The organism is Nocardia neocaledoniensis (assembly GCF_003182135.1).
GTDB lineage: Bacteria > Actinomycetota > Actinomycetes > Mycobacteriales > Mycobacteriaceae > Nocardia > Nocardia neocaledoniensis.
In genome coordinates, this window is sequence record NZ_QGTL01000001.1 from 825,499 (window position 1) to 847,474 (window position 21,976).

Genomic DNA, 21,976 nt, shown 5'->3' on the forward strand with positions numbered 1-21,976 from the left:
AGGAGCGCGCCGTCACCGTGGGGTGACGGCGCGCAGCTGCCGATGTCCCGGAGACCGGGACGTCACAACTCAGGCCAGGTCGACCAGGACGACCTTGGCGGCGCCGACGGCCTCGGCGATCGCGGTCTGCACCTCGGCGGGCACCTCGCGGTTGACGCGCAGCACCACGGTGGCGCCCTCGGCGTCCACGTCCTGGCTCAGCTGCGCGGCCAGGATGTCGATCTCGGCCTCGCCCAGCTTGGTGCCGATCTTGCCCAGCGCGCCCGGCTTGTCGCTGTAGTTCAGCACGGCCAGGTTCAGGCCCTCGGCACGCATGTCGTAGTTGCGACCGTTGATGTTGACGATCTTCTCGACCAGGTTCGGCTCGGTCAGGGTGCCTGCCACGTTCAGGGTCGAGCCGTCGCCGAACACGGCGCGCAGGTCGACGACGCTGCGGTGGTTCGGGCTCTCGGTGGCGGTGGTGACCTCGGCGGTGATGCCGCGCTCCTTGGCCAGCGCCGGGGCGTTGACGAAGGTGACCTGATCCTCGACCAGCGCCGAGAACACACCGCGCAGTGCGGACAGCTCCAGCACGGCCACGTCCTGCGAGGCCAGCTCACCACGGACCTGCACCTCGACGCTGACGGGCAGCTCGTTGGCGATGGCACCCAGCAGCGCGCCCTGCTTGCGGACCACGTCCAGCCACGGCGCGACGACGTCGTTGACGGCGCCACCGGTGACGTTCACGGCGCCCGGCACGAACTCACCGGCCAGCGCCAGCAGCACCGACTTGGCGACATCGGTGCCCGCGCGGTCCTGGGCCTCGGCGGTGGAGGCGCCCAGGTGCGGGGTCACGACGACCTCGGGCAGCTCGAACAGCGGGCTGTCGGTGCACGGCTCGGTCTCGAACACGTCCAGGCCGGCGGCACGCACGTGGCCGGACTTGATCGCGTCGGCCAGCGCCTGCTCGTCGATCAGGCCACCGCGCGCGGCGTTGACGATGATGACGCCCGGCTTGGTCTTGGCCAGGGTCTCGGCGTTGAGCATGCCCTTGGTCTCGGGGGTCTTGGGCAGGTGGATCGAGATGAAGTCGGCGCGCTCGAGCACCTCTTCCAGGCTCAGCAGCTCGATGCCCAGCTGGGCGGCGCGCGCGGGCGAGGTGTAGGGGTCGTAGGCGACGATCTTGGTCTCGAACGCGGCGAGACGCTGCGCGAACAGCTGGCCGATGCGGCCGAGGCCGATGACGCCGACGGTCTTGCCGAGGATCTCGACACCGTTGAACTTGCTGCGCTTCCAGGTCTTCTCGCGCAGGGTGGCGTCGGCGGCCGGGATCTGGCGCGCGGCGGCGAGCAGCAGGGTGACGGCGTGCTCGGCGGCGGTGTGGATGTTGGAGGTCGGGGCGTTGACGACCATCACGCCACGCTCGGTGGCGGCGGGCACGTCGACGTTGTCGAGGCCGACGCCGGCACGGGCGACGATCTGGAGCTTCTTGCCCGCCTCGAGCACCTCGGCGTCGACGGTGGTCGCGGAACGCACGAGCAGCGCGTCGGCCTCGGGCACCGCGGCGAGCAGGGCCGGGCGGTCGGGGCCGTCGACCCAGCGAACCTCGACACCGTCACCGAGCGCGTCGACGGTCGACTGGGCGAGCTTGTCGGCGATCAGAACTACAGGACGGCCTGCTTGGCTCACTGTGGGGTACTCCTGGGGAAGAAAGGGGTCGGCAGTTACCGCCGACCAGGATAGTCGGCGAGGTTCGGTTGCCCTTACCCCCCTGCCGAAAACCGGGTGAACCCTGGGCGTCGCGCCGCCTACCATCACGCCATGTCCCTGCGCACCGTCCCCGCCTCGATGGATCCGGCCGTGGTGGCCGCCGTCGACACCGAGCTCGACCGGGTGGCGGCCGAGCACGGTGTCACCATCCGCCTGGCCATCGAAAGCGGCAGCCGTGCTTGGGGTTTCCCCTCGCCGGACTCCGACTACGACTGTCGCTTCGTCTACGTGGCGGGCCTGGAAACCTATCTGTCGCCGTGGCGCACGCGGGACGTGATCGAGACCCCGCTGGTGGGGCTGCTCGATGTGAACGGCTGGGATCTGGCCAAGGCGTTGCGCCTGCTCGTGCAGGGCAACGCGGTGCTGATCGAGTGGCTGATGTCACCCATCGTCTATCGCGGCGACGCGGCGTTTCGCGCCCGGCTGCGCGAGGTGGCGGCCGAGGTGGCCGATCGCGACCGGGTGGCGCGGCACTACCTGCACCTGGGCGCGCGTCAGTACGCGCTGTTCGAGCGCAACGGCGGCTTGAAGAAGGTGTTCTACGCGCTGCGGCCCGCGATGGCGCTGCGCTGGTTGCGCGAGCATCCCGGCGCTGCGGTGGCGCCGATGCATCTGCCCACGCTGCTGGCCGAGTGCGAACTGCCCGCCGACTTCGTCGCCGCGGTCACCGAGCTGACGGATCTGAAGTCGCGGACCAGGGAAATGGGCACCGGCGCGGTCCCGGCTCCGATCGCGGCCTTCATCCGTGCCGAATTCGACACGGCGACAGCGGTGTTCGCCTCCCGCGACCCCCGCGACCTGACCGCGGCGCGGGCGATCACCGACGAGTTCTTCCGCGCGGAGGCCCTCGCGGCGGGCTGACGAGACCCCCGGAACGCAGAAACTCCGCACCGGTCCGGTGCGGAGCTTCAACTCATACGCTGGTCAGCGCAGGAACTAGATGACGCGAACGTCCTGCGCCTGCGGGCCCTTCTGGCCCTGACCGATCTCGAACTCCACACGCTGACCCTCGTCGAGGGAGCGGAAGCCCGAGCCGCTAACAGCCGAGTAGTGCACGAAGACGTCGGGTCCGCCGCCGTCCTGCGCGATGAAGCCGAAGCCCTTCTCGCTGTTGAACCACTTCACAATGCCCTGAGCCATTTCTAAACCTTCTGTAGACGAGCCAGGTCCTAATAGTCCGGTCCCGGTCTCCCCAACAACAATGCCATGATCCGACGAATTCAGCCACACCCGTCTCGGTCGACTGTGAGGAACCCAACGCCGACCCGCCGAAGGCTGGGACGCTCACACACTCCATGCCGGATGCTCGGCGTATGCCGAGGTGGTAGCGGCGCGGATGCCACATTCTCCGCGCGCATCCGGTGAAACCGACCGCCCCGCTTCACCATCGATTCCTCTATGCCCCGCGAGCGGCACGGCGTCACCGCCCCTAGAAATTTGACGAAACCCAGTACGGCAAATTTTCTACCAGCGTATTTTCCGTGTTCGTGAGGCAGTGAACACCTCGCGGAGTAGCGCGCAAGGGAGCAGATAGTGCTGGACATCAACCATTTCACTTACGGCTGGATCACCCCGCTGCTGGCCTATCTCATGTCCGTCCTCGGGTCGATGCTGGCGCTACGTTGCATGGTTCGCTCGCGCGCCTCCGGTAACCACGGCGGCTGGCTGACGGCGGCCGCCATCGCACTCGGCGGTACCGGAATCTGGGTCATGCATTTCATCGCGATGCTCGGTTTCTCCGTGCACGGCGCGACCATCCGATACAACGTGCCGATCACCCTGTTCAGTGCCGCGGTCGCGATGGCGGTGGTGTGGCTGGGCCTGTCGATCGTGGTGCGCCGCAGCTGGGACAGCGCCGCGCTGCCGGTCGGCGGCACGATCACCGGTCTCGGAGTCGGCGCGATGCACTACGCCGGCATGTACGCGATGAAGACCGACATCGAGATCGTCTACGACCCGCTGGTGGTGGCGTTGTCGATGGTGATCGCGGTGGTCGCCGCGACGGCCGCGCTGTGGTTCGCCCTGCACATCCACGGCATCATGGCGACGATCGGCGCCGCCCTGCTCATGGGCGTGGCGGTCACCGGCATGCACTACACCGGCATGTTCTCGATGAGCGCGCACACCAGCGCCCATGTCGCCCACGCCGCGGGCGCGACCGCGTCCCAGCTGCTCACTCCGCTGATCGTCAGCATCAGCATGGTCACCATGATCCTGCTGATGCAGGTCGGCATCACCGAGGCGGAGGACCCCAACCTGACCAGGCCCGTCCACGGCCAGCGCGCCAGTCGCTTCTGGCCGAGCGGCCAGAACTGACGCCCGAACTTGTCGTACCCCGCTGGGACAATCAGGAGGTAGCGAATCACCGGCCGAGCCCGGGCTCGGCCGAGTCTCACCGGGGGTCAACTTGCTGAATCTCATCATCGTGGCCGCGCTCTGTGCCGGGATCGGCGCTGTCGCCCTGCTCGCCGCCTCGATCGCCGAATCCCGCGCGACCGACGCCCTGACCGCCTCGCACACCGCGTCGCATTTCATCGGCGACGGCAACCCCACGGGCAGCTTCTTCGTCCTGCGGGCCCGCCACGACCGGTTGCATCGGCTCAGCACCCGGCTGTTGGCCGTGTGCGCGGTCGCTGCGCTGGCCGCGACCGGGTTCGCGATCTACGCCGTCGCCGTCTACTGACCGCTAGAGGACCCGGACGTGGTGCGCTTCCGGACCACGCCGGGTCTCCCTGACATCGAATTCCACCCGCTGACCGGCTCGCAGGGTGCGGAAACCCGCACCGACGAGGTCGGTGTACTCGACGAAGATCTCGGCCCCGCCCGCGTCCGGGGTGATGAACCCGAATCCCTTGCCGCTGTCGAACCAGCTCACCACGCCGCTCGCCATCGACCAGCCTTCCGAATCATTTGCCTGACATGCTGATTCGTCCATGGTCGCATGCCCGGGCCGCCCGCCCCGCGCGCCGGGTGACCGGGTGCCGTCGCGACACGTTCGTTGGCCGCGCCGAGGAGCCGATCGCGGGCCCGCGACCTCGATAGACTCCCGCATGGTCTCTCCTGGACTGACGCCTCGGCCGGATCGGAGATTCGTGCACACAGACGAGCAGCGGCGCGCGACGAACCGCGACACCCGGCCGCGCGCCGCGGCGGGCATCCCATGAAGTTCCCCACCCGCGGCGAGGTCCGCACCACCGCCGAAGCGCTGACGGTGTTCGTCGCGGCGTCGGTCGCGGTGCTGGCCATCATGCTGCCGATCAGTTTCGCCGCACTGGCGTCCTCGCGCCGACTGGACCTGCTGGTGTTCAACATCCCTCGCGCGATGACCGGTGGCGCATTCGTCGCGGTCATCACCGCGGCGATCACCGTGGCGGTCGGCAGTGCCCGCACGGCAAGGTGGACGGCGCTGATCGCGCTGTCCGGGATTCTGCTGAGCCACCTGGCGCTCGCCCCGAACAGTGATCCCACCCAGGTCACCGGGCTCTCGCTGGCCACCCTGAATTTCGTCGACGCCCTGTTGGCCGGCGCGGCGCTCGGCGCGCTGGCGGTCGCGGTCTGGGACGAGCCGCCGCTGCGGACCGTCTTCCTGTTCGCCGTGCCGAGCGCGACCGTCCTCGGCGATCTCACCGAGACGCCCACCGACAAGTCCTCGGCGGGATTCGCCGGCGTCCTCGCGGGCACGCTGCCGCTGTGGTTCATCGGCGCCAGCGTGCTCGCGCTCGGCTACTTCGCGATCACGGCCGAGACCCGACCGCACCGCCTCCTCGACACCGCGATCCCGCTGGCGCCGGTGTTCGCCGCGGTCATCGCGTTCTCGACCATTCTGACGACGTCACTGGCGTTGGCCGACAGCAAACCTCACGTGCTGCCCCTGCTTCTCGGCGCCGTGGTGGTCGTCGCGGCGGCCACCGTGGCGGCGCTGATCTTGCCCGAGCGCGACGGCGTGCTGGTGTTGTTGATGACCGGCTTCGCCGTCACGGGCAGTCTCGTCATCACCCTGCCGCGCTCGGGGTGGATCGACATGGGCACCGTGGTCGCGGTCGGTGCCGGACTGCTGGCGGGCCGGCGCGGTCCGCGTCCCCTGTTCGCCGCGGCCGCCGTCGTCGCGCTGGCCGTGTTCGTCCTCGCCACCGATGTGATCGAGCCACCGGCGAACTGGATCGCCGCGCTCGGTTGCCTCGCTCTCGGCGCGGTCTGCGGCTACTGCGTCGGCTGCGCCGTCCCCGCGAGCCCGGCCTCGGCCACCGTCGGCCTCTCGATCCTGTTCGTCCCGTCCCTCGGTGTCGCCCTGAGCGACAACCGCTTCGGCCACCTGGCCTACTCGTCGACCTGGTACCGCACCGCCGACGTCCATCGCGACGCGACGCCGGCGGTCATCGCCCTGGTGATGGCCTGCTGCTGCGCCGTCGTCATCGCCCTGCTCCTCCGCCACCGCCCCGAACCGAGCTGATCAGGCGTCCTGCCACCCGAATTCGGCGAACGTCCGCCCGGCCACCACGGCGTCGAGCGCGACACGGCAGTACTCCACCATGTCCGCGGGCAATTCACCGACGGCGAACCAGCGCAGTTCCGAACACTTGTCCGGCTCACGATTGCTCACCTCGCCCCGCCATCGCCGCACGACGAAGAACATCTGCACCCGTTCGTGACTGTGCAGCACATGCGCGAATTTCACGTCCCCCGCGGCGATCTCGACCCCGACCTCTTCGCCCGCCTCCCGGATCAGCCCCGCGACCGCCGTCTCCCCCGCCTCGAGATGACCCGCGGGCACGTGGAACAACCCGTCACCGAACCCGGTCCCGAGTCTGCGCCCCAACAGCACCCGGCCGTCCGCGTCGAGCAACACCAGATGAACCCCGACGAGCACCCGATACTTCGCCACTGTGACAGCCTACCGAGAACCGCCAGAGCGCCCCTATCACAGCCGATTTCGGGGTATACCCAGTGCATGAGTTTCCCGGTGACCTTCGGGCTCGCCCAGATCGGCCTGCTCCTCCTGATCGCCCTCGCCCTCGCCCTGCTGGTCGCCGCGGTGCTCGCGGCCCGGCGCCACCGCGGCCCGAAAGCCGTCGCCGCCCGTGGCCTCCCCGGTCTGGCACTACTCCTGGTGGCCGTCCTCCTGCTCTGGATCGCCACCCTCCTCCAGACCTACCTCGGCCTCACCGGCGAGATCAAGGCCGCCCACGTCATCGCGAAACCCGTTGCCGGACAAGACGCCCAACTCGACATCGAACTCACCCTGTTCAGCGAGGACGGCGCTCCCGACACCACCTCGACCCACCGCGTCGAAGGCAACCTCTGGGTCCTCCAAGCCAACATCGTCGAACTCCACCCCTGGGTCAACGCCCTAGGCTTCCACTCCGGCTACAAGATCTCCCGCCTCTACGGCCAACGCCTCGACGGCAAGTCCCCCACCCAGGACCACCTCTTCCTCAACGGCGGCGACCGAGACTTCTTCGAAGACATGAACTCCGGATCCTGGTACACCTCCCCCTTCGTCAAGTCCGCCTACGGCAACGCCGTCATCGCCACCCCCGGCGAATACGACGTCCTCATCTCGAGGGATGCGATCAAGGTGCGCCAGAGTTCGTGAGACTGCTCGTCCCTACTCTGCCGCCCATCGAGCACGCGCCACGTCGATCTCCGCCGCCAAGGACCGGTGGAGTTCGGAAGCATGCACATCGACGACCGCCCACACGATGTCGTCGTCTACGAGCCAATAGCTGTGCGCGATCCGATTGCGCATCCCCTTGATGAGCCGCCATGGAACATCTGGATGGTCCGCCAGCCACTCTTCTCCGAGCCGGTCCAGATCGGCGGCAAGTCGAATCACGCTGTACTGGCATGCTCGGGCCACCGCGATATCGGCATCGAAGGCGGCGCGACCCCGCGCGGCGAGTTCGGCGATCTCCTTCAGCGTGGCCTCGACATAGAGCAGTCGCTGATCTGTCCGTTCGTCACTCATGCGGCGAAGGCGAGCCGCTTCGGACCGCGCTCGACGCCATGACGAAGCAGCTCGTTGGACTTCAGATCCACCGTCGTCACGACATCGACCGGGCAACCGAGAAGTTCACCGAGCTCGGCGTCCAGCTCGAGAATGTCCAGCACCGAGGCCCCAGCCGCCAACTCCACGAGCAGATCCACATCCGAATCCGGCCGGTCCTCGCCACGGGCGACCGACCCGAACAACCACACATTGGCGACCGGGTAGCGGGCCAGCACGGCTTCGAATTCCGCCCGGTGCTCTTCGAGCAGCACGCTCGGACGAACAGCGTTCACCAACGATGTCCCCAGCCGGAACCCCGCGGCCGCCAGCAACTGCTCGACCATCGCAAACGACGGCTGCCGCCGCCCCGCCTCAACCGTGGCCACCGTCGACTGCGCAACCCCCGCACGCTTGGCCAGCTCACGCTGCGACAACCGCCTACGCCGCCGCGCCTCGTGCACCAACCGCCCGGCGGTTGTCTGCGGAGGGCTACCGGCCTCATTCATTCCCCTATGATAGCGGATCCGCTATCAGGGCCCATACCTGCGGAGTCCGCCTACCTAGCGACCGGCAATGCAGCGTCGACGAAGACCCGCCCTACGCGGGACCTGAGCTCATCTCCAGTCAGTTGTCCGACCGCGGACAGATAGCCGACAACAGTTTCCTGCGCGATCTCGTGCAACTCCTCGTCCAAGGCTTGGTCATCCAGCGCCTCGAAGACGACGAACGGGGCCAGTCGCAGCAACCTTTTGAGGAAGTCGCGCAGGACGTCCCGTTCCGTGATATCTGTCCCGGCGAAGTTCATCTGCTTCCAGGTACGCAGGATCGACTGAATAAGACGAGGGCTACCACCGAGGGCGGCACGCCGAGCGTAGATCTGGTCGAAGGCGGCTTCGCCGAGGACATGCAGGGCGCTGTATGGCTCGGGTGCGGCGGGGTCGTAGACGAGCTGAGCACGCCACCACATCCGGCCCAGGACATGGCGGGTGAGGTCGGTGCCGAGGACGCGGTCGCCAGGCGGCTTGGGGTAGCGCCAATGAGCGACATCAGGCAGCACGACCAGTGCCAGAAATGCCCAGACATCGCCGGATGCCGCCTCGGCGGGCGAAATGCGCATCTCGCGGTGCAGTGCGACGGCGAGCGCCAAGTCGAAGGTGGTTTTCTGTCGGCCGTCCGGTGGGAGCGGGAACCCGGACTGTTTGGCCAGATCGACCACAATCTCGCGGAGCACCTGGAGCTTGCCCTGATCAATCCGGGTTCCGCCGGTCGCGACGAATACCGCGGAACTGTCGGCGAGAGACCACCGACTGTTCAGTTCGTTCGGTCCGAGTTCTTTGTACTCGCCCGCAAGAAGTTTGGCACGGTGCCGAAGCAGCCGCGGATACAACAGGCTCATACGACCCCCTCGAAGATCTTCACCGCGGCCTGCAGTTGCGACGCGAACAGGTTGGGCGATTCTTGCGCCGCCAGGCGCACATCGGTGATGGAGCGACCGGGAAACAGGCGACCGAAAAGTTCCTGGAGGGTGGCGCCCAAGGTCTCTTCGAGGTAGTTGGCCTCGTCGTCGAACTCACTGATCCGCAGCGCGTGGTCGACCATGGTTCGTGCAACATCCGAATACAGCATCGACAATGCCATCTTGTCTTGCAGCCGCGGATTGCCCGCGCGTTGCAGCGCTTCCGCGATGAGGGTCTTCTTCTCATTGACCAGGAGCAGCAGCGAACCCATTGTCGCGACGTCGAGGTCTGTGCCGATCTCGAGATGCCAGGCCGCGTCGCCCGGATAGTTGGTGCGGTCGAAATCGACTATCGCGATGGGGAATTGGGGAGCGTCGCCCTGTAGACGGATATGGCTGCTGTCGTTCCACAGCACCGAGCCGCCACGACGAGGCGCGACCGGCCTGTCGGCGCCCCGTCTGCGGCGGGCGAGCACAAGCGCGGTGTCGAGAAGAAGAACACCACCCAGATCCGCGCCGACGAGGTCGGCACGCAACTCCACCTCTCCGTCGGCGGGCACGATCACGCGAGACAGGGTTCCGCGCAACTTGGACCCGGTCGATGTCCACACCGCGGCCAACGCCAGCTCGGTGCCAGGAGCGAGCGTCGATTCCGCCAATGCTCGCTCGAGATCGACCTTGACGACCCGCCGTAGAGACAAGTTCGTCTGGTAGTCCCAGTGGGGAAGGTGGTCCGGCAAGGACATCTCGTTCACACCGACAGTCAACAACCAGTCGCCGGCCTGAACGACCGCAGCGGACGGCTTCTTGTAAGACAGAACACGATTGGGCATCAGACAACCGCCTCGGTGAAGAGGACGATGTCGGTCATCGTATCCGCGGCAGGCTTCACGATCGCTTTCCACACGCTGCCATCCCCGCCTTCTATTACGTAGGTGGGGGTCTCATGCACCGCACCGGACGGATCTTCCCAGCCGACAAGCCCCGGCATGTCGGCTCCGGTGGGCGGCTCCATCTCGAGGGAGCCGTCACTGGTCAATGCAACAGCGACGTCAGCGCTCACCCGCTGCGGAACTGGTACGGGGAGTTTGAACCGCTGGATCACCACGCCGTGCCCCCATAGCTCGTCCGGCTCGGGATCGCCGACATATTCGATCTTCGGGCGACGCCGCCGTGCGGATGGCTGCCGCGAAGCCGACTCCGCTGAGTTGCCGGCATCGAAACCCGCGTGGGTACTCGGCCCCGACGAATCAGTGCCCCCGAACTCGGCCCCCGAGGCAGCCTCGAAATCATCGGAATCGACGGGATCGACTCGTCTGCCGCTAGGACGCCGCTTCGGCACCTGCCGCTGCGGCGCGATGTCGCCGGGCCTCCCATAGGCGGTGGCCGAGCCGATCCCCCATGCCCCGCCGACCAACGGCGACAGACGATCGCTGGCGGCGCCAAGCGACACCTGCGCCACCTCGACACCGCTGCTCCCCCGAGGACCGATGACCTTGTCGATCTCTTCTTTCATCCGTGTGAACGTCATCTTCACGAACGAATACTCAGGGTGATCGAGGGACTGATAGTTCCAATTGTCGTGCGTCGGCGGTTCAGCCTTCGCATACGCTTCATCGAGTTCGTGATCCGCCCGGAAGACACCTGCGTACGCGGCGATTTCACTCGCAGGCTTCGGCCCCGGCCAATAGGTGACCACCAGCTCCGCCGGGCGCATGAGACACACGTGATGGACCATGCCGCTCTCGAAGCCTGCCATGTGTTCGGCATCGCTGGGTTCGAACCGAAGCGCGACAGTCTGATGCAGACCGAAGCGCCCCAGAAGCCGTTTCGGGCGCCGGCAAAAAAGCTCTTCGGCACCACTTCCGACCATCTTCCGGTACGCCTCTACGAACAAACTCAACGTCGGCATCCGAGCGGGATCGGGAACGGGATAGTCGATGCCGTCACAGGTCACCGTGAACCGCATCGGCGCAACACCGTTGTTGTCTGGCAGCATCTTCGGCCAGAGCTGATAGGCGATGGTCTCCGCCAGGTACCGCGCGATATCGGCGGGTTCACTGCCGTCGAGGTTCGGATCGAGGATCGAGATCGTCGTTCCGGTTTCGGTGGCTCCGAACGGTCTGAGGCCCAGCTTGCGCGCCATCGCGTCGGCCTCGGCACCCACCAGTGGCTCGATGACATCGCCGGAGACGTCTCCCCACCAATGGCGACCCGTGTAGCGCCGTTCGCGATCGCCTTCCTTCGCGTCGTAGCTCTTCCACAGGGCCGCGGCCATCAGCCGAGTCTCGTATCGCCCCTCGTACTGACAGCGCGTGTGAACGAGGATCGTGCCCGATCCGGAGGCGAGATAGAGGATGCCTTTGCCGAACCCGTAAGTGCCTCCGCCCAAGGCCCGGTCACGAGGCTCACCGATGTTGCGCAGGAAGGCCACGAAGTCGCGGCCCTGATCGGTGACCGCGTCAGCCCGTGTCGGCCCACCGAGCCCACGCGTTCCCCGGTCGGAGATCGACAGCACACGGATCGTGGGCTGCTGCAGCGCATCACGGAGCGGGAGGCGCTGCTTCGATGGCGCGTTGCGCAACAGGTTGTCGCGCCAGGCGGGAGCGTCCGCCGCACTGACCGTCTGCAGGTCGATTCGATAGTCGACAGAGATGCCGTCGCCTCGGCGAGCGTCCCAGCTGTTCTGTGCGGACTCGCGGACCAGGATCGTCAGGTGGTCCAATTCGGGCTTGCCCAACTGGTTTCTGATGCCTTCTGCGGCGCTCGCACCTTCCGGCGGAAACGCCTGGGACAGCCATGCGGGTGCCGTCATCGGGTTTCCTCGAGCATCGTCTTGATGTGCCTCTCGACATCGTGGGTTTCCATCGGTGCGGGCGAATCTCCGGAGAGGTCGATCGTGTAGTCGACGTTGCGCACGTTGGTGGAGATCGCCGCGGCGGCCAGGTCAACCGTTGTCAGTCGCGGAAACGCGATATCGACGTTGTACCAACGCTGTTCGCTGATCGAGTATCGCGTGTGCGCGTAGTGGTCATTGTCCGCTGCGCGGTACCCGGCGGCCGCCAGCCGGGCGAGAATCTCACTCTCGTCGTCCGACAGGTCGAGCACGCGCTTGATCAGTTCGAGGAAGCTGATACCGCCGTGAGCGTCGGCTTCCAGCCGGAGCCAGACAAGCCCCAACACACCGTCCAGCGGTGGTTCCAACTGTTCGAGCCCGTGAATACGCACGGATCGCCCATTCGCGTTCGTGGAGGTCTTCACCTCCAGCGCGCCCGCGGCTGTCGCGAAGTCGTGCTGGTAGCCGGAAGGCCCCTTCCACGATCGGATCGCGCCGCTGTCGTGTTCGAGCAGGAGTTCCAGAACGACCAGCTCGCCGAAAAGTCCGGCGAGTTGCTGGGCTCCCAGCGGTGGACCAGGGTTGAGGAACAACGCCCGCCAACGATCCAGCACGCGATGCAGTACCTTCACCGGATTCTCAGGCGAGGTTTCGGTGGCGATGAGGATGTCAGCGCACAGGGTCGCGAAGATATCGTCCAGATCCCGCCGAAGGCACACGAGGTCGGCATAGTCCTGCAGCCGCCTGTCATGCTCCAACGCCCTTTTGGTGAGCCGCAACACCGGACCGTTCAAGCCCTTGCGGACGATTTGGTGCGCACCGATAGGCACGAGAAGATGTCGGTTCCCGTCCCTGTCCAGTCCCGCCGCCAGCGATCCGTTCGCCGTCAGGACCGGCAACTCGGACACCGCGACGACAGCTGCTTCGACTTTCGGGCGCCGTTCGAGGCGACGCCACTGATCATCGAGAACACTCGTCAGATCGTTCATCATCAGAGGTCCTCGGAGTCGAGGGCGCTGAAGTCCTCCTCTTCGATCTCGACGCCGGACAGGTCAGCGGAGATGTAGTCGGATTCCCACGCGACAGTGCTGTCGTCGTTGGCGGGCGAGGGGAACACCAGACCGACGCCGATCACATGCTCCGGCGCGTTCAACGGCTCGCGCTTGTTCTTGGCCGGCTCCGGCTCGGAAACCTTGTCGATCGGATACAACACGAGAAGACCGACATCCGGCTGCTGCGCTTTACGCGCCTTGTTGATGTCGCCTTCCTGTGTGGCGGAGGTGATCCCGTCCAGATCCAGACCCGCATCCCGGCGACTCATCAGTGTCTTGATGTCCGCGTGGTCCACGCCGGAAGCAAACCGAGAACGAACGATCCGACCCACGCTGACTCCTGGAGCGAAGTCGAACATATCCTGCTCCGCCGCAGCAGGTTTGCCGACCACAGCGATGTTCCATCGCCGCAACGTGCCTGCGTTGCGGATGCGCTTTTCGATGTATCCACTCATCAGCTTCGCGTCACACTCCTGCGACTTTTCGTGGAACTGATAGTCGCGCAGGAAGTCCAGAACGTACTCGCTCGGCACGTCGCGAAGCAGATAACGGCCGTCGGCACCATTTCCTTCCGCCTGACTGGCCCCCAGCGCGGACTTCACGAGGTTCTTCGCCGCTGCTTGGTTGCCGAGTAGCCAGTCCGCGTCCATACGGAAATAGCGGGTCTGCACCCGCTGGCCACCGTACGACGCCATCGCGGCTACCGCATCCTTCATCTTGGCAGCAGCGGTCACCCGCAGTGATGGGTGTGTTCGCAGTCGCACCGCGAAGGTCATCGGCGTCTTGCCCTCGGTCATATAGACGTCGATGTCCCGCCGCATCTCTGTCTCGACCGTCGCGAGGTGTCGGAACCAATCTTCCAGCTCTTCGGTCATCCAGATTCGTGGCAAGTCCGCGTACCCGGAACGGTAACCGAACCAGCGACCCATCTGAAGAAGCGTGTCGTAGGTGGACACCGCACGAACGAAGTAGCTCACCGAGAGCCCCTCCAGCGTGAGGCCACGCGACAAGGTGTTGCCGCCCACCGCAATAGCCACAATCGGACCGTTCTCGTAGTCGAGCCTGTCCGTACTCTCGGAGTTGTCCATGACGATGCGACAATCGCGCAGTACGCCAGAAAGTTCGGCCTCGAGTTCTTCGAATGCGACAGGCTTCTCTCCGAATTCGTCGGCAGGGACCCGCGAGGTCTCCTCCTTCCACAGTTCGCGCAGCTCGGCGCGAAGGGAAGAATCCGCGAGGTTGTTCCCGACCTTGGAACGCAACAGCAACAGTGGATCACGGAAGCTGTTGTGCACGGAAGTGCGCACGCTGGTATGAATCAGCATGGTGGAGTGGGGATTTCCCGTTCCGCGGACTCTGCGGGCAGCTGTGGTCAGCCAGAAGTACAGCACTGCCCGACGGAGAGTGTCGGTGATCACCGGGTAGAACTCGTCGGCGTCTGCCCGGGACTTGGGCCTGACGAATTCCACGTCATCGTCGGGAACCGTACGGATCATGTCCCACCCGTCATCGACTTCTGTCGGGTCCTCTCCGTCGAGGGCGTAGCGGCCGAACAGGACCTCCGTGCCGAAATGTCCGTGCGGCTTGGGCAGGTTCACGATGAAGTGCTCAGGGTAGAGATCATCGGCGGAAGGATCGATGAGCAGGTTCGCGAACGGCGAAGCCGTGTATCCCACGTAGGCCGACTTGGGCAGCGTGTTGAGGATTCCTCGAATCAGTGGGTTGATGGATTTCGTCGCCACAGTCGCCTGGTCGGCCTCGTCATCGATGATCAACGCGGGACAGTCGGCCAGGTACTCCGAGGCATCGCCGAGCCACTTGACGAGCTTGCGCAACACCGAGGCGTTCTTCTTGACCACGCACAAGACATGGGTCTTGTTCGATTTGCCGAAGAAACTCGCGGGATTGGCGGTCGGCGAAAAGTCCCGATCGAGGTCCGTGATCTGCGTCCACAGCGTAGGGTTCGGCTGCACCAGCTGCTGAATGAGACGCGCCTGCGTCTGACGACGCAACCCGTTGTGGATACCGGCCAGGACGATGAACAATTTGTAGCCACGGTCCGCGGCCTTCGCCATCACGGCCGTGAAGTTGGTGGTCTTGCCGGACTGCACGTAACCGACCACGAGCCCGCGCGTGGAGAACTCGTTCTTGCGTGGATGCTGCAACAACGACACGATTCGTGTGGACGAGTCGTCCAGACTGTTGATGGCGGGATCTCTCGGCCAGCCCTGCTCGAGGAGATGCTCCTCGATCGCAGGCCACAGCTTGTCACCCGGATGCGGACCCGGGTACCAGGTTTCGTAGTTGTCGATCACCACGGAGTGCGGCTCTCGCATCTCCTTGATCCGAACCATGTCCTCGTCGTAGCGCTCCATGATCCGCTTGATGATGTCTTCCGAAGGAGCGAACAGCCGCAGCTGCTTGATCGCTTCGGCCGGGGAGTACTTGTCCAAGAGGGCCTTGTACAAGTCGTACTGCCCATCGATCACATCAGTCATCGGACTCCCACCTGCGCATTTACCCTCAGTAGACGATGGGAGGTTTGAATCCCCCGTGTTATGGGTAACAGTATCGGCTCGGTACGACCAGTTGGAAGCGAGTTCGAGAGTTGTTACCCGGTCGATGGGGGCTATCGGTGGGCAAAGGCGGTTCGCTACACCCTCAGTTGAACAGCAGGCCCATCCGCTGCAGATGATCGAGCGGAGCCGAGTCGCGGGTGTCCAGCCAGGGACGATCGACGACCTTCGCCGCTTCCTCGTGGCTCACCTGACTGCCCAGCGCCGCCGACAACACATGCAAGGCCAGAACCGGCGGGATGGCGTTCCCGATCTGCTGCGCGATGTCGTTCCCCGACCACGGGTAGTCGATCGGGAAGGTCTGGAGCCGACCGGCCTCGGCCAGACTGAACCGTGGACACGGAAAACCTGTGCTGTCGACGATCTGGTTTCGCGAAATCTTGCCCGTGACGGTCGCCGAGGGTTCCCGGGACGTGCGGCGCCCCCGTACCTTCGGGTCCCCACCGGTGCCGTAGTTGGAGATGACCTGGAAATCGTAGCCACGATTCAAGGCAGAACCCATCGTCTCCCAGGGCAGTTGCTCCACCTCGCCCTGGGCGCGATCGATGCCCTTTCGGTATGGCCGATGGGTGGGCTTCGGTAGTTCGGGTTCGCCGACGCGGCTCGCTACGAGAATGGCCCGCCTGCGCGTCTGCGGGACACCGAACTGTTCGGTGCGCAAGACTTCAGCAGTAGCTTGATAGCCGATCCCCTTCAGGACATCTCCCATGCGTCGCCAAATCGGCAGCACGGCCGGAACCTGCTCCAGCACAATAACTTTGTAGGGGTCCCCGCGTCCGTACGCCTCCAAAGCCCACCGCAGGGGCTCCAGCACCAGACCGGTCCGCTCGTCCTCGAGCCTGGCGAGATCATCGGACACGTCGTCGTTTGCACCCATGCGGTCGACGTAGCTCAGGACTTCGTCCAGTGCCTTGCGGCCCGCCCCGGAACCAGCGACCGTGAAGGTCTGGCAAGGCGGCCCGCCCGCGAGGATCCACGCCCCCGGCACGTCCTCAGGACCGAAGTCCCGGACATCGTGAGAGCGATCGTTCAGGCCGGCGGCGCCTCTCGTAGCACAGGCATTGCGGTCCCACTCGAATCCGTAGACGTCCAGGCCCAGCCACCGGGCGGCGACATCGAGACCGCCGGGTCCCGCGAACAGATCGACCATGTCGGCTCGGCGTGGCAGCGTCGGCTCGCGATGGTCGGTGGGCATGACACGAGATCTTAGCCGCGCGGCAGGCCGGCGACACCGACAGTCAGCTACCGGACAGGATCGATCTCAGGGACAGGCCGAGGGCATGCGCGAACGGTGGCGGAGTCGCGTTGCCCACCTGCCGATACCTGGCCGTTTTTCGACCTTCGAAGGTCCAGTACGGCGGGAACCCTTGCAGTGCGGCCACCTGATCGACAGTGAGCTTCACCTTGTGGTCCGCCCCCTGCGAAGGGTCCCAGACGAACGATGCCGAGGGCACGTCATCGGCGAGCGCGCGCCCGTTGACGCCGTACTTCGCCCAGGCGCGGACCGAGCCTTGCGGGCCGAGGTCACCGCCCCCACGATCCCATGACCCTCCGACGATCGTCGGCGCGATCCCGTCGGCGCCAGCCGCCCACTCGGTAGCCTGCTTCCACCCCCGCGCACTCATCGACCCACGAAGGACCGCTCCGACGGTCAGTCCCGGAGCGGGTGGGATCGGCCGAAGATTCGCCGCGAAATTGTCGACACCGCCCTCACGAAGGGCCACCATGACCGCGTACTCACGGTGCTGCGGTACGCCGAAATCGCAGGCATCCACCAGCAGCCAGCAATACTCGTATCCGGCGTCTTCGAGATGCTTGGCGACCCGACGGCGACTCGACGCGTATTCCTCCCGTTTCAGCAGATCAGGAACATTTTCGAGCAGCAGCGCGCGTGGGCGCAGTTCCACTGTCAACCGCGCGGTGGTCTCGAAAAGCTCCAGCTCCCAGCCACTCCCCCGGGGTCGCGACGCGGTAGCCGCGGACTTCACGCGCGGTAATCCGGCGGCGAGGAGGTCGATCTCCGGGCGCCCCGGCAGATCGACTCTGGGTTCGAAGCGGAGCAGGTCCTTGTGGAGAACATTCCATCGAGGGCGATTCGCCCGCAATGTTTCGCACGCCACGTCTCGATTGTCGAGCAACAGCACAGGGTCGAATCCGGCTTGCTCCAACCCGAGCGCCAGCCCACCCGCGCCCGCGCACAGCTCGATCGAGGCAAGCCGATTCGTATGAAGCAAACTGTGCGCAAGACGATCCGATTCGATCCCCATCGCCACCCCTAACTGCCACAATGTCTGCGACCTGCCCAAGAGTAGCGTTCGACGCCGAGTTGGCGGTCTCGCCGGACCTCCACTTGAGGCCGTGCGCGATTCGGCGCTGACACAGCATGCAATGATCCTCTATGCAGCTGGGCAGACACCGATGGACGGGTCCACAGATGGCACCAGCAGACCGGACCATGTGTCTGCCGATGAGCGTGAGTCTCCGCCGATCCCACCTGCTGCCGCTGAGCGCCCGGCTAGACCGAGAACATGATTCGCTTGCCGGAACGCGGCGCCAGCCATAGCCGCCAGGAGTACCGGCGGCCTCGGCCGCAGGCTGCGCGCCGCCGACCGGGTCCTCAGGAACTAACGGTCGGAGCGGACTCAGACGAGCGCCATCGCGGCTGGCAGTATTGGCACCAGGTCAGCACCGCTGATGTTCCGGATCTGTTACCGCACAGCCCTGCCCCGACCGAGGGGCGCCGCGCGGCGGAATGAGTACGACCAAAACGACCGGGACTGACCGTGCGTCCGGAGGCATTCATCTTTGCCGGCACAGAGTACGGGCGTAACCTGAGCTCACCCGCCCCCAGCAGTGCCTAACCGGCTGGAACTACCGACCGGAGAGGAACTTTCGCTTCGATGGGAGTGCCGCATTCCGCTGTTGCCTACGACGGCTGGGGGTGTAAGTTGCTTCGTGACGCCGCAGCTTTCATGTTGCGCAGGGGTTGACTCGACACAGGACACCAGGGGGCAACGATGCACGGAGCCGAGCATGAAACTCTCGCAAAGATGTGGCAGGGCTCGGCTTTCGAGCCAGCCATCCGCCATATCAGATTCCCATTGTTTAGAAATTTGTCGACCAACCTCCTGATTGAGTTCAACCACCCCATCACGGCTATAACCGGACCGAACGGATCGAACAAATCTGCAATTCTGCGGGCGCTACAGGGATGCCCACGCGGCAATGACCTCGGCCGCTACTGGTTTGGTACAGCCGTCGACGAGATTCCGCCGAGCCAAAGGCACCGATTCATTTACGGCCGCTACTCGAAGAGCTCCAACGGAATTGTAGAGGTAATCAAGACGCGCATCGGCCGGCGCCGAGACTCCCGTTCGGGACCGGTCGCAGACCCTGACCTTTTCGAACCCAGCCGGCCACTAACCACAGCGCCGGATAATATGGAACGATTCGATCCGACAATACCGATGATCGACGGGGACGCCTCAAAAACCCGCTGGGCTACAATCTCGAAGGACGTTCTCTACCTCGACTTCCGATCTCAACTCTCCGCTTTCGACTGGGCCATGAACCATGCCGACATACCATTTGATATCGGATCTACGCAAGAAGAGCTGAACCTCATAAATGCACGAAAGAAGTCCGTACGCAACAGAACGTCCCGACTTTCAAAAGCACTACAGAATTCGCTTGAGTCCGACGTCTGGTTCAAGGTTGAGCGAATCATGCAGCCCCTTCTGGACATGCCTGAAGAACAGCGAGTGTGGGTCGAGAGAATTCTTGGCAGAAAGTACTCCCGAATTCGACTCATTCGCCATCGGTATTTCGGACGCCCAGGTGGTTGGACAATTATCCTGGAGTCACCCGATGGGTTGAAATATACCGAAGCTTTTGCAGGAAGCGGAGAATATGCGGTGGCACTGTTGGTCCACCGCATCAGTAGCGCCAAAGAGAAGTCGCTAATTTTGCTTGACGAACCGGAAGTTTCGCTCCACCCTTACGCTCAACGTCAGGTGGTGAACTATCTTATCGAAGCTGCCAAAGTACACAAGCATCAGATCATTTTCGCAACACATTCTTCAGAGATGATTCGCGAGTTGCCTCCGACTGCAGTCAAAGTACTAACAGTCCGCGCGGTCGACGGGAAGGTTGATATCCCGGTTCAAAATTCGGCTCCTCAGTTCGCTTTCGACGCAATCGGCGCGCATTACGAGCACCCGACGATCGTCGTCGAAGATAGACTGGCGGCCGAACTGGTGGAGCAGGCACTTGAAGGCCATCCCCGCCGAGACGCGGTTCAGATCAAGTTCCTGCCGGGCGGCGCCGACACGCTGTGGAGCTACTACGTGCCGATGTGGGCACACGAGAAGCGAACCGACCTCCTTCTGCTACTAGACGGTGACCAGGCCATAGATCCGCCCAGGCCAGTCGACGAGATCCCTCCGGGCGAGCTAGAGGCGGAGATCGGTAAGACCTTCAAATGTAAGGGCGGGCCACAGCTACCGTTCAGTGCGTCCGATCCTACGAGCGCTGTGCACCGCGCCGAGTCGGTCAAATGCACGCTGGAGTGGAGACGGCGCTTCGTGGCGTTCCTCCCGTGCTGGACCCCGGAGGCATTCCTCTGGGACTACCGTGTCCTAGACCCAGGCAACCAGACAGAGACCACGCCCAGCGCGAACGGCAAGGCTTCGTGGCGCGACTACACAGTGGCCCAGACCGGCAAGTCGGACGGCACCACGATTCACACCTTCCAGCTGCAGGCCCTTCGGCGTGTCCCCGGCGACTGTGCGACAATGAGCGAAATCCGCCGCACGGTCGACGACTTCATTGGGAGTTTATAATGGATCCGAAAAATGTTTCGGTCATCGATTTCTTTTCCGGTTGCGGCGGAACTAGCCAGGGATTCAAAGACGCCGGCATGAACATCACTGCAGGCATAGACTTTGATCCAGATTCTGCGGCCACATTCCGACACAATTTCGAAGGCTCCACTTTCATTGAGTCTGATATTCGCAAGGTTGAGATCGATCAAATTAGAGACCTTATGCCGGAAGGTCCGACACTATTTGCTGGATGTGCACCATGCCAACCGTTCTCTCGACAGAATAGGACGACTACCGACCAGGACCCTCGCCGAAATCTACTCTATGAATTTAGCCGATTTGTGACTACGTTACGCCCAGAGTTTGTAGTAGTAGAGAATGTTCCAGGGCTGCAGAACCCCAAGAAGTCAGGACCACTTGAGGATTTCATGACAGCCCTCACTGAGGCGGGCTACATTGCGGAATATAGCATTCTCCGCGCACTGGAATTCGGTGTCCCACAGGAACGCAAGCGACTCGTAATCGTCGCTTCACGTATCGGCAGCTCTGCTCTACCGAAGCCCACCCACGTCATTGCAGGAGGGAAGCCGATGGCCACGGTGCGGCAGGCGATCGAGACGTTGCCTCCGATTCTCGACGGAGACGTGCATCCCGACGACCCAGACCATGCGACTATGCGGCTGTCCGAGATCAATAAGCTGCGCATCCGGTCAACACCGGAAGGCGGAGATCGCCGCAACTGGACCAAAGAGCTCGTCCTTCCGTGCCATACCGGACACGGTGGCCACACCGATACGTATGGCCGTATGTGGTGGGACCGCGCTGCTTCGGGACTCACGACCCGGTGCATTTCCTACTCCAACGGACGATTCGGACACCCAGAGCAGCATCGGGCGATCAGCGTCCGGGAAGCTGCATGCCTCCAGACCTTTCCCCGAGACTTCCGGTTTGCGGGGACCCTGACATCGAAGGCACGACAGGTCGGCAACGCGGTGCCGCCCCTGATGGCGAAGCGGATTGGGCAGGCGCTGACCGCTGCCACGTGAATCGGAAGAACCGTTCAGCCGAACGGTTGCACTGTGCGTAGTTCGGCGGGCGTCTCTGAAAGCTCAACAGTCCCCTGCAGTTCGGCGACGTTGGAACGTAGTGCGGCCGTACGAACCTTGGCTCGGGACATCCTCGGGCGGACCGCCAGGTTCGGCAGTTCGGCCCGGCCGTTCCGACCTGCCGCACGATAAAGCGCTGGCCGAGTATTACTGATGTATGGCCCGCTGCACTCTGTAGCCACGATCAGAAAATGTGTTGATGGGGCTTTCCAGGTCGGTGGGTCGGATGTGGGCGACCGTAGCTCGGTGCACGGTACCGACATCGGCAACCAGACATCCGGGAAGCAAGGTGGCAGCACGCGAGGTATTGCTTAGCACAATCGTCGGTGGGACGTCGGTTCACATGTATCTGTGCCGGAATTTTCGTTGTAACGCACAGATATTGGTGAAGT

At 64.4% G+C, this 21,976-nt stretch carries 20 protein-coding genes; 7 read left to right on the top strand and 13 right to left on the bottom strand.

All coding sequences use genetic code 11. From position 1 onward, the window contains the following. Window positions 1-69 precede the first annotated feature (69 nt). Window positions 70-1,668, bottom strand: a complete 1,599-nt coding sequence (gene serA / locus DFR69_RS03820; protein WP_054811675.1) for a phosphoglycerate dehydrogenase — start codon at window positions 1,666-1,668, stop codon at window positions 70-72. A 132-nt stretch (window positions 1,669-1,800) separates the two neighbouring features. Between serA and DFR69_RS03825 the strand changes: the two genes are divergently transcribed. Further along, a complete protein-coding gene (locus DFR69_RS03825) occupies window positions 1,801-2,610 on the top strand; it encodes a nucleotidyltransferase domain-containing protein (protein WP_167456138.1) in 810 nt (269 codons plus the stop codon). 75 nt (window positions 2,611-2,685) lie between these two features. On the opposite strand, the gene DFR69_RS03830 is transcribed toward DFR69_RS03825, so the two are convergent. Beyond that, window positions 2,686-2,889, bottom strand: a complete 204-nt coding sequence (locus DFR69_RS03830; RefSeq protein WP_019048280.1) for a cold-shock protein — start codon at window positions 2,887-2,889, stop codon at window positions 2,686-2,688. A gap of 393 nt (window positions 2,890-3,282) precedes the next feature. On the opposite strand from DFR69_RS03830, the gene DFR69_RS03835 reads away from it, so the two are divergent. Continuing rightward, window positions 3,283-4,065 (top strand): MHYT domain-containing protein, encoded by a 783-nt coding sequence (locus DFR69_RS03835; protein WP_110035940.1) that lies wholly within the window; start codon window positions 3,283-3,285, stop codon window positions 4,063-4,065. Between the two features lie 91 nt (window positions 4,066-4,156). Beyond that, window positions 4,157-4,432 carry a hypothetical protein gene (locus tag DFR69_RS03840; RefSeq protein ID WP_110035941.1) on the top strand — a complete coding sequence of 92 codons (276 nt, stop codon included), beginning with the start codon at window positions 4,157-4,159 and terminating at the stop codon, window positions 4,430-4,432. A gap of 3 nt (window positions 4,433-4,435) precedes the next feature. Here the strand turns inward: DFR69_RS03840 and DFR69_RS03845 are convergent, their stop codons facing one another. Continuing rightward, window positions 4,436-4,639, bottom strand: coding sequence for a cold-shock protein (locus DFR69_RS03845; RefSeq protein ID WP_110035942.1), 204 nt, complete (start codon window positions 4,637-4,639; stop codon window positions 4,436-4,438). A 270-nt stretch (window positions 4,640-4,909) separates the two neighbouring features. Here DFR69_RS03845 and DFR69_RS03850 point away from each other — a divergent pair, with 270 nt between their 5' ends. Then, a complete protein-coding gene (locus tag DFR69_RS03850; protein WP_110035943.1) occupies window positions 4,910-6,199 on the top strand; it encodes a hypothetical protein in 1,290 nt (429 codons plus the stop codon). Here DFR69_RS03850 and DFR69_RS03855 read toward each other — a convergent pair whose 3' ends face one another. Further along, window positions 6,200-6,631: an NUDIX hydrolase gene (locus DFR69_RS03855; RefSeq protein WP_110035944.1), complete on the bottom strand. Its 432-nt coding sequence runs from the start codon at window positions 6,629-6,631 to the stop codon at window positions 6,200-6,202. Between the two features lie 66 nt (window positions 6,632-6,697). On the opposite strand from DFR69_RS03855, the gene DFR69_RS03860 reads away from it, so the two are divergent. Further along, window positions 6,698-7,342 carry a hypothetical protein gene (locus DFR69_RS03860; RefSeq protein ID WP_110035945.1) on the top strand — a complete coding sequence of 215 codons (645 nt, stop codon included), beginning with the start codon at window positions 6,698-6,700 and terminating at the stop codon, window positions 7,340-7,342. 12 nt (window positions 7,343-7,354) lie between these two features. Here DFR69_RS03860 and DFR69_RS03865 read toward each other — a convergent pair whose 3' ends face one another. The 9 genes from DFR69_RS03865 to DFR69_RS03905 all read right to left on the bottom strand — a co-directional run bounded on the left by DFR69_RS03865 (window position 7,355) and on the right by DFR69_RS03905 (window position 17,922). Further along, a complete protein-coding gene (locus tag DFR69_RS03865; RefSeq protein ID WP_110035946.1) occupies window positions 7,355-7,714 on the bottom strand; it encodes a HepT-like ribonuclease domain-containing protein in 360 nt (119 codons plus the stop codon). Then, window positions 7,711-8,241 carry a nucleotidyltransferase domain-containing protein gene (locus DFR69_RS03870; RefSeq protein WP_110035947.1) on the bottom strand — a complete coding sequence of 177 codons (531 nt, stop codon included), beginning with the start codon at window positions 8,239-8,241 and terminating at the stop codon, window positions 7,711-7,713. Before DFR69_RS03870 ends, DFR69_RS03865 begins: the two co-directional genes overlap by 4 nt. Before the next feature lie 50 nt (window positions 8,242-8,291). Then, the gene (locus DFR69_RS03875; RefSeq protein ID WP_110035948.1) at window positions 8,292-9,131 is read right to left on the bottom strand and encodes a DUF6339 family protein; all 840 of its coding nucleotides are present in this window, start codon (window positions 9,129-9,131) and stop codon (window positions 8,292-8,294) included. Next, window positions 9,128-10,024, bottom strand: a complete 897-nt coding sequence (locus DFR69_RS34750) for a hypothetical protein (RefSeq protein ID WP_208643893.1) — start codon at window positions 10,022-10,024, stop codon at window positions 9,128-9,130. Before DFR69_RS34750 ends, DFR69_RS03875 begins: the two co-directional genes overlap by 4 nt. Beyond that, entirely contained in the window at window positions 10,024-12,006 is a 1,983-nt protein-coding gene (locus DFR69_RS03885; protein ID WP_146229187.1) for a hypothetical protein, read from the bottom strand. The genes DFR69_RS34750 and DFR69_RS03885 overlap by 1 nt, the downstream gene beginning before the upstream one ends. Beyond that, window positions 12,003-13,019 (bottom strand): PD-(D/E)XK motif protein, encoded by a 1,017-nt coding sequence (locus DFR69_RS03890; protein WP_208643894.1) that lies wholly within the window; start codon window positions 13,017-13,019, stop codon window positions 12,003-12,005. Before DFR69_RS03890 ends, DFR69_RS03885 begins: the two co-directional genes overlap by 4 nt. Then, window positions 13,019-15,577, bottom strand: coding sequence for a Z1 domain-containing protein (locus DFR69_RS03895; RefSeq protein WP_110035951.1), 2,559 nt, complete (start codon window positions 15,575-15,577; stop codon window positions 13,019-13,021). The genes DFR69_RS03890 and DFR69_RS03895 overlap by 1 nt, the downstream gene beginning before the upstream one ends. A gap of 163 nt (window positions 15,578-15,740) precedes the next feature. Beyond that, a complete protein-coding gene (locus DFR69_RS03900) occupies window positions 15,741-16,850 on the bottom strand; it encodes a DNA cytosine methyltransferase (RefSeq protein ID WP_208643895.1) in 1,110 nt (369 codons plus the stop codon). A gap of 43 nt (window positions 16,851-16,893) precedes the next feature. Continuing rightward, window positions 16,894-17,922, bottom strand: coding sequence for a DNA cytosine methyltransferase (locus DFR69_RS03905; protein WP_110035953.1), 1,029 nt, complete (start codon window positions 17,920-17,922; stop codon window positions 16,894-16,896). Between the two features lie 750 nt (window positions 17,923-18,672). Between DFR69_RS03905 and DFR69_RS03910 the strand changes: the two genes are divergently transcribed. Together DFR69_RS03910 and DFR69_RS03915 are read left to right on the top strand one after the other, a co-directional pair. Beyond that, window positions 18,673-20,496 (top strand): ATP-dependent nuclease, encoded by a 1,824-nt coding sequence (locus DFR69_RS03910; RefSeq protein WP_110035954.1) that lies wholly within the window; start codon window positions 18,673-18,675, stop codon window positions 20,494-20,496. Then, window positions 20,496-21,524 carry a DNA cytosine methyltransferase gene (locus tag DFR69_RS03915; RefSeq protein WP_110035955.1) on the top strand — a complete coding sequence of 343 codons (1,029 nt, stop codon included), beginning with the start codon at window positions 20,496-20,498 and terminating at the stop codon, window positions 21,522-21,524. Before DFR69_RS03910 ends, DFR69_RS03915 begins: the two co-directional genes overlap by 1 nt. The last annotated feature ends 452 nt before the right edge of the window (window positions 21,525-21,976 follow it).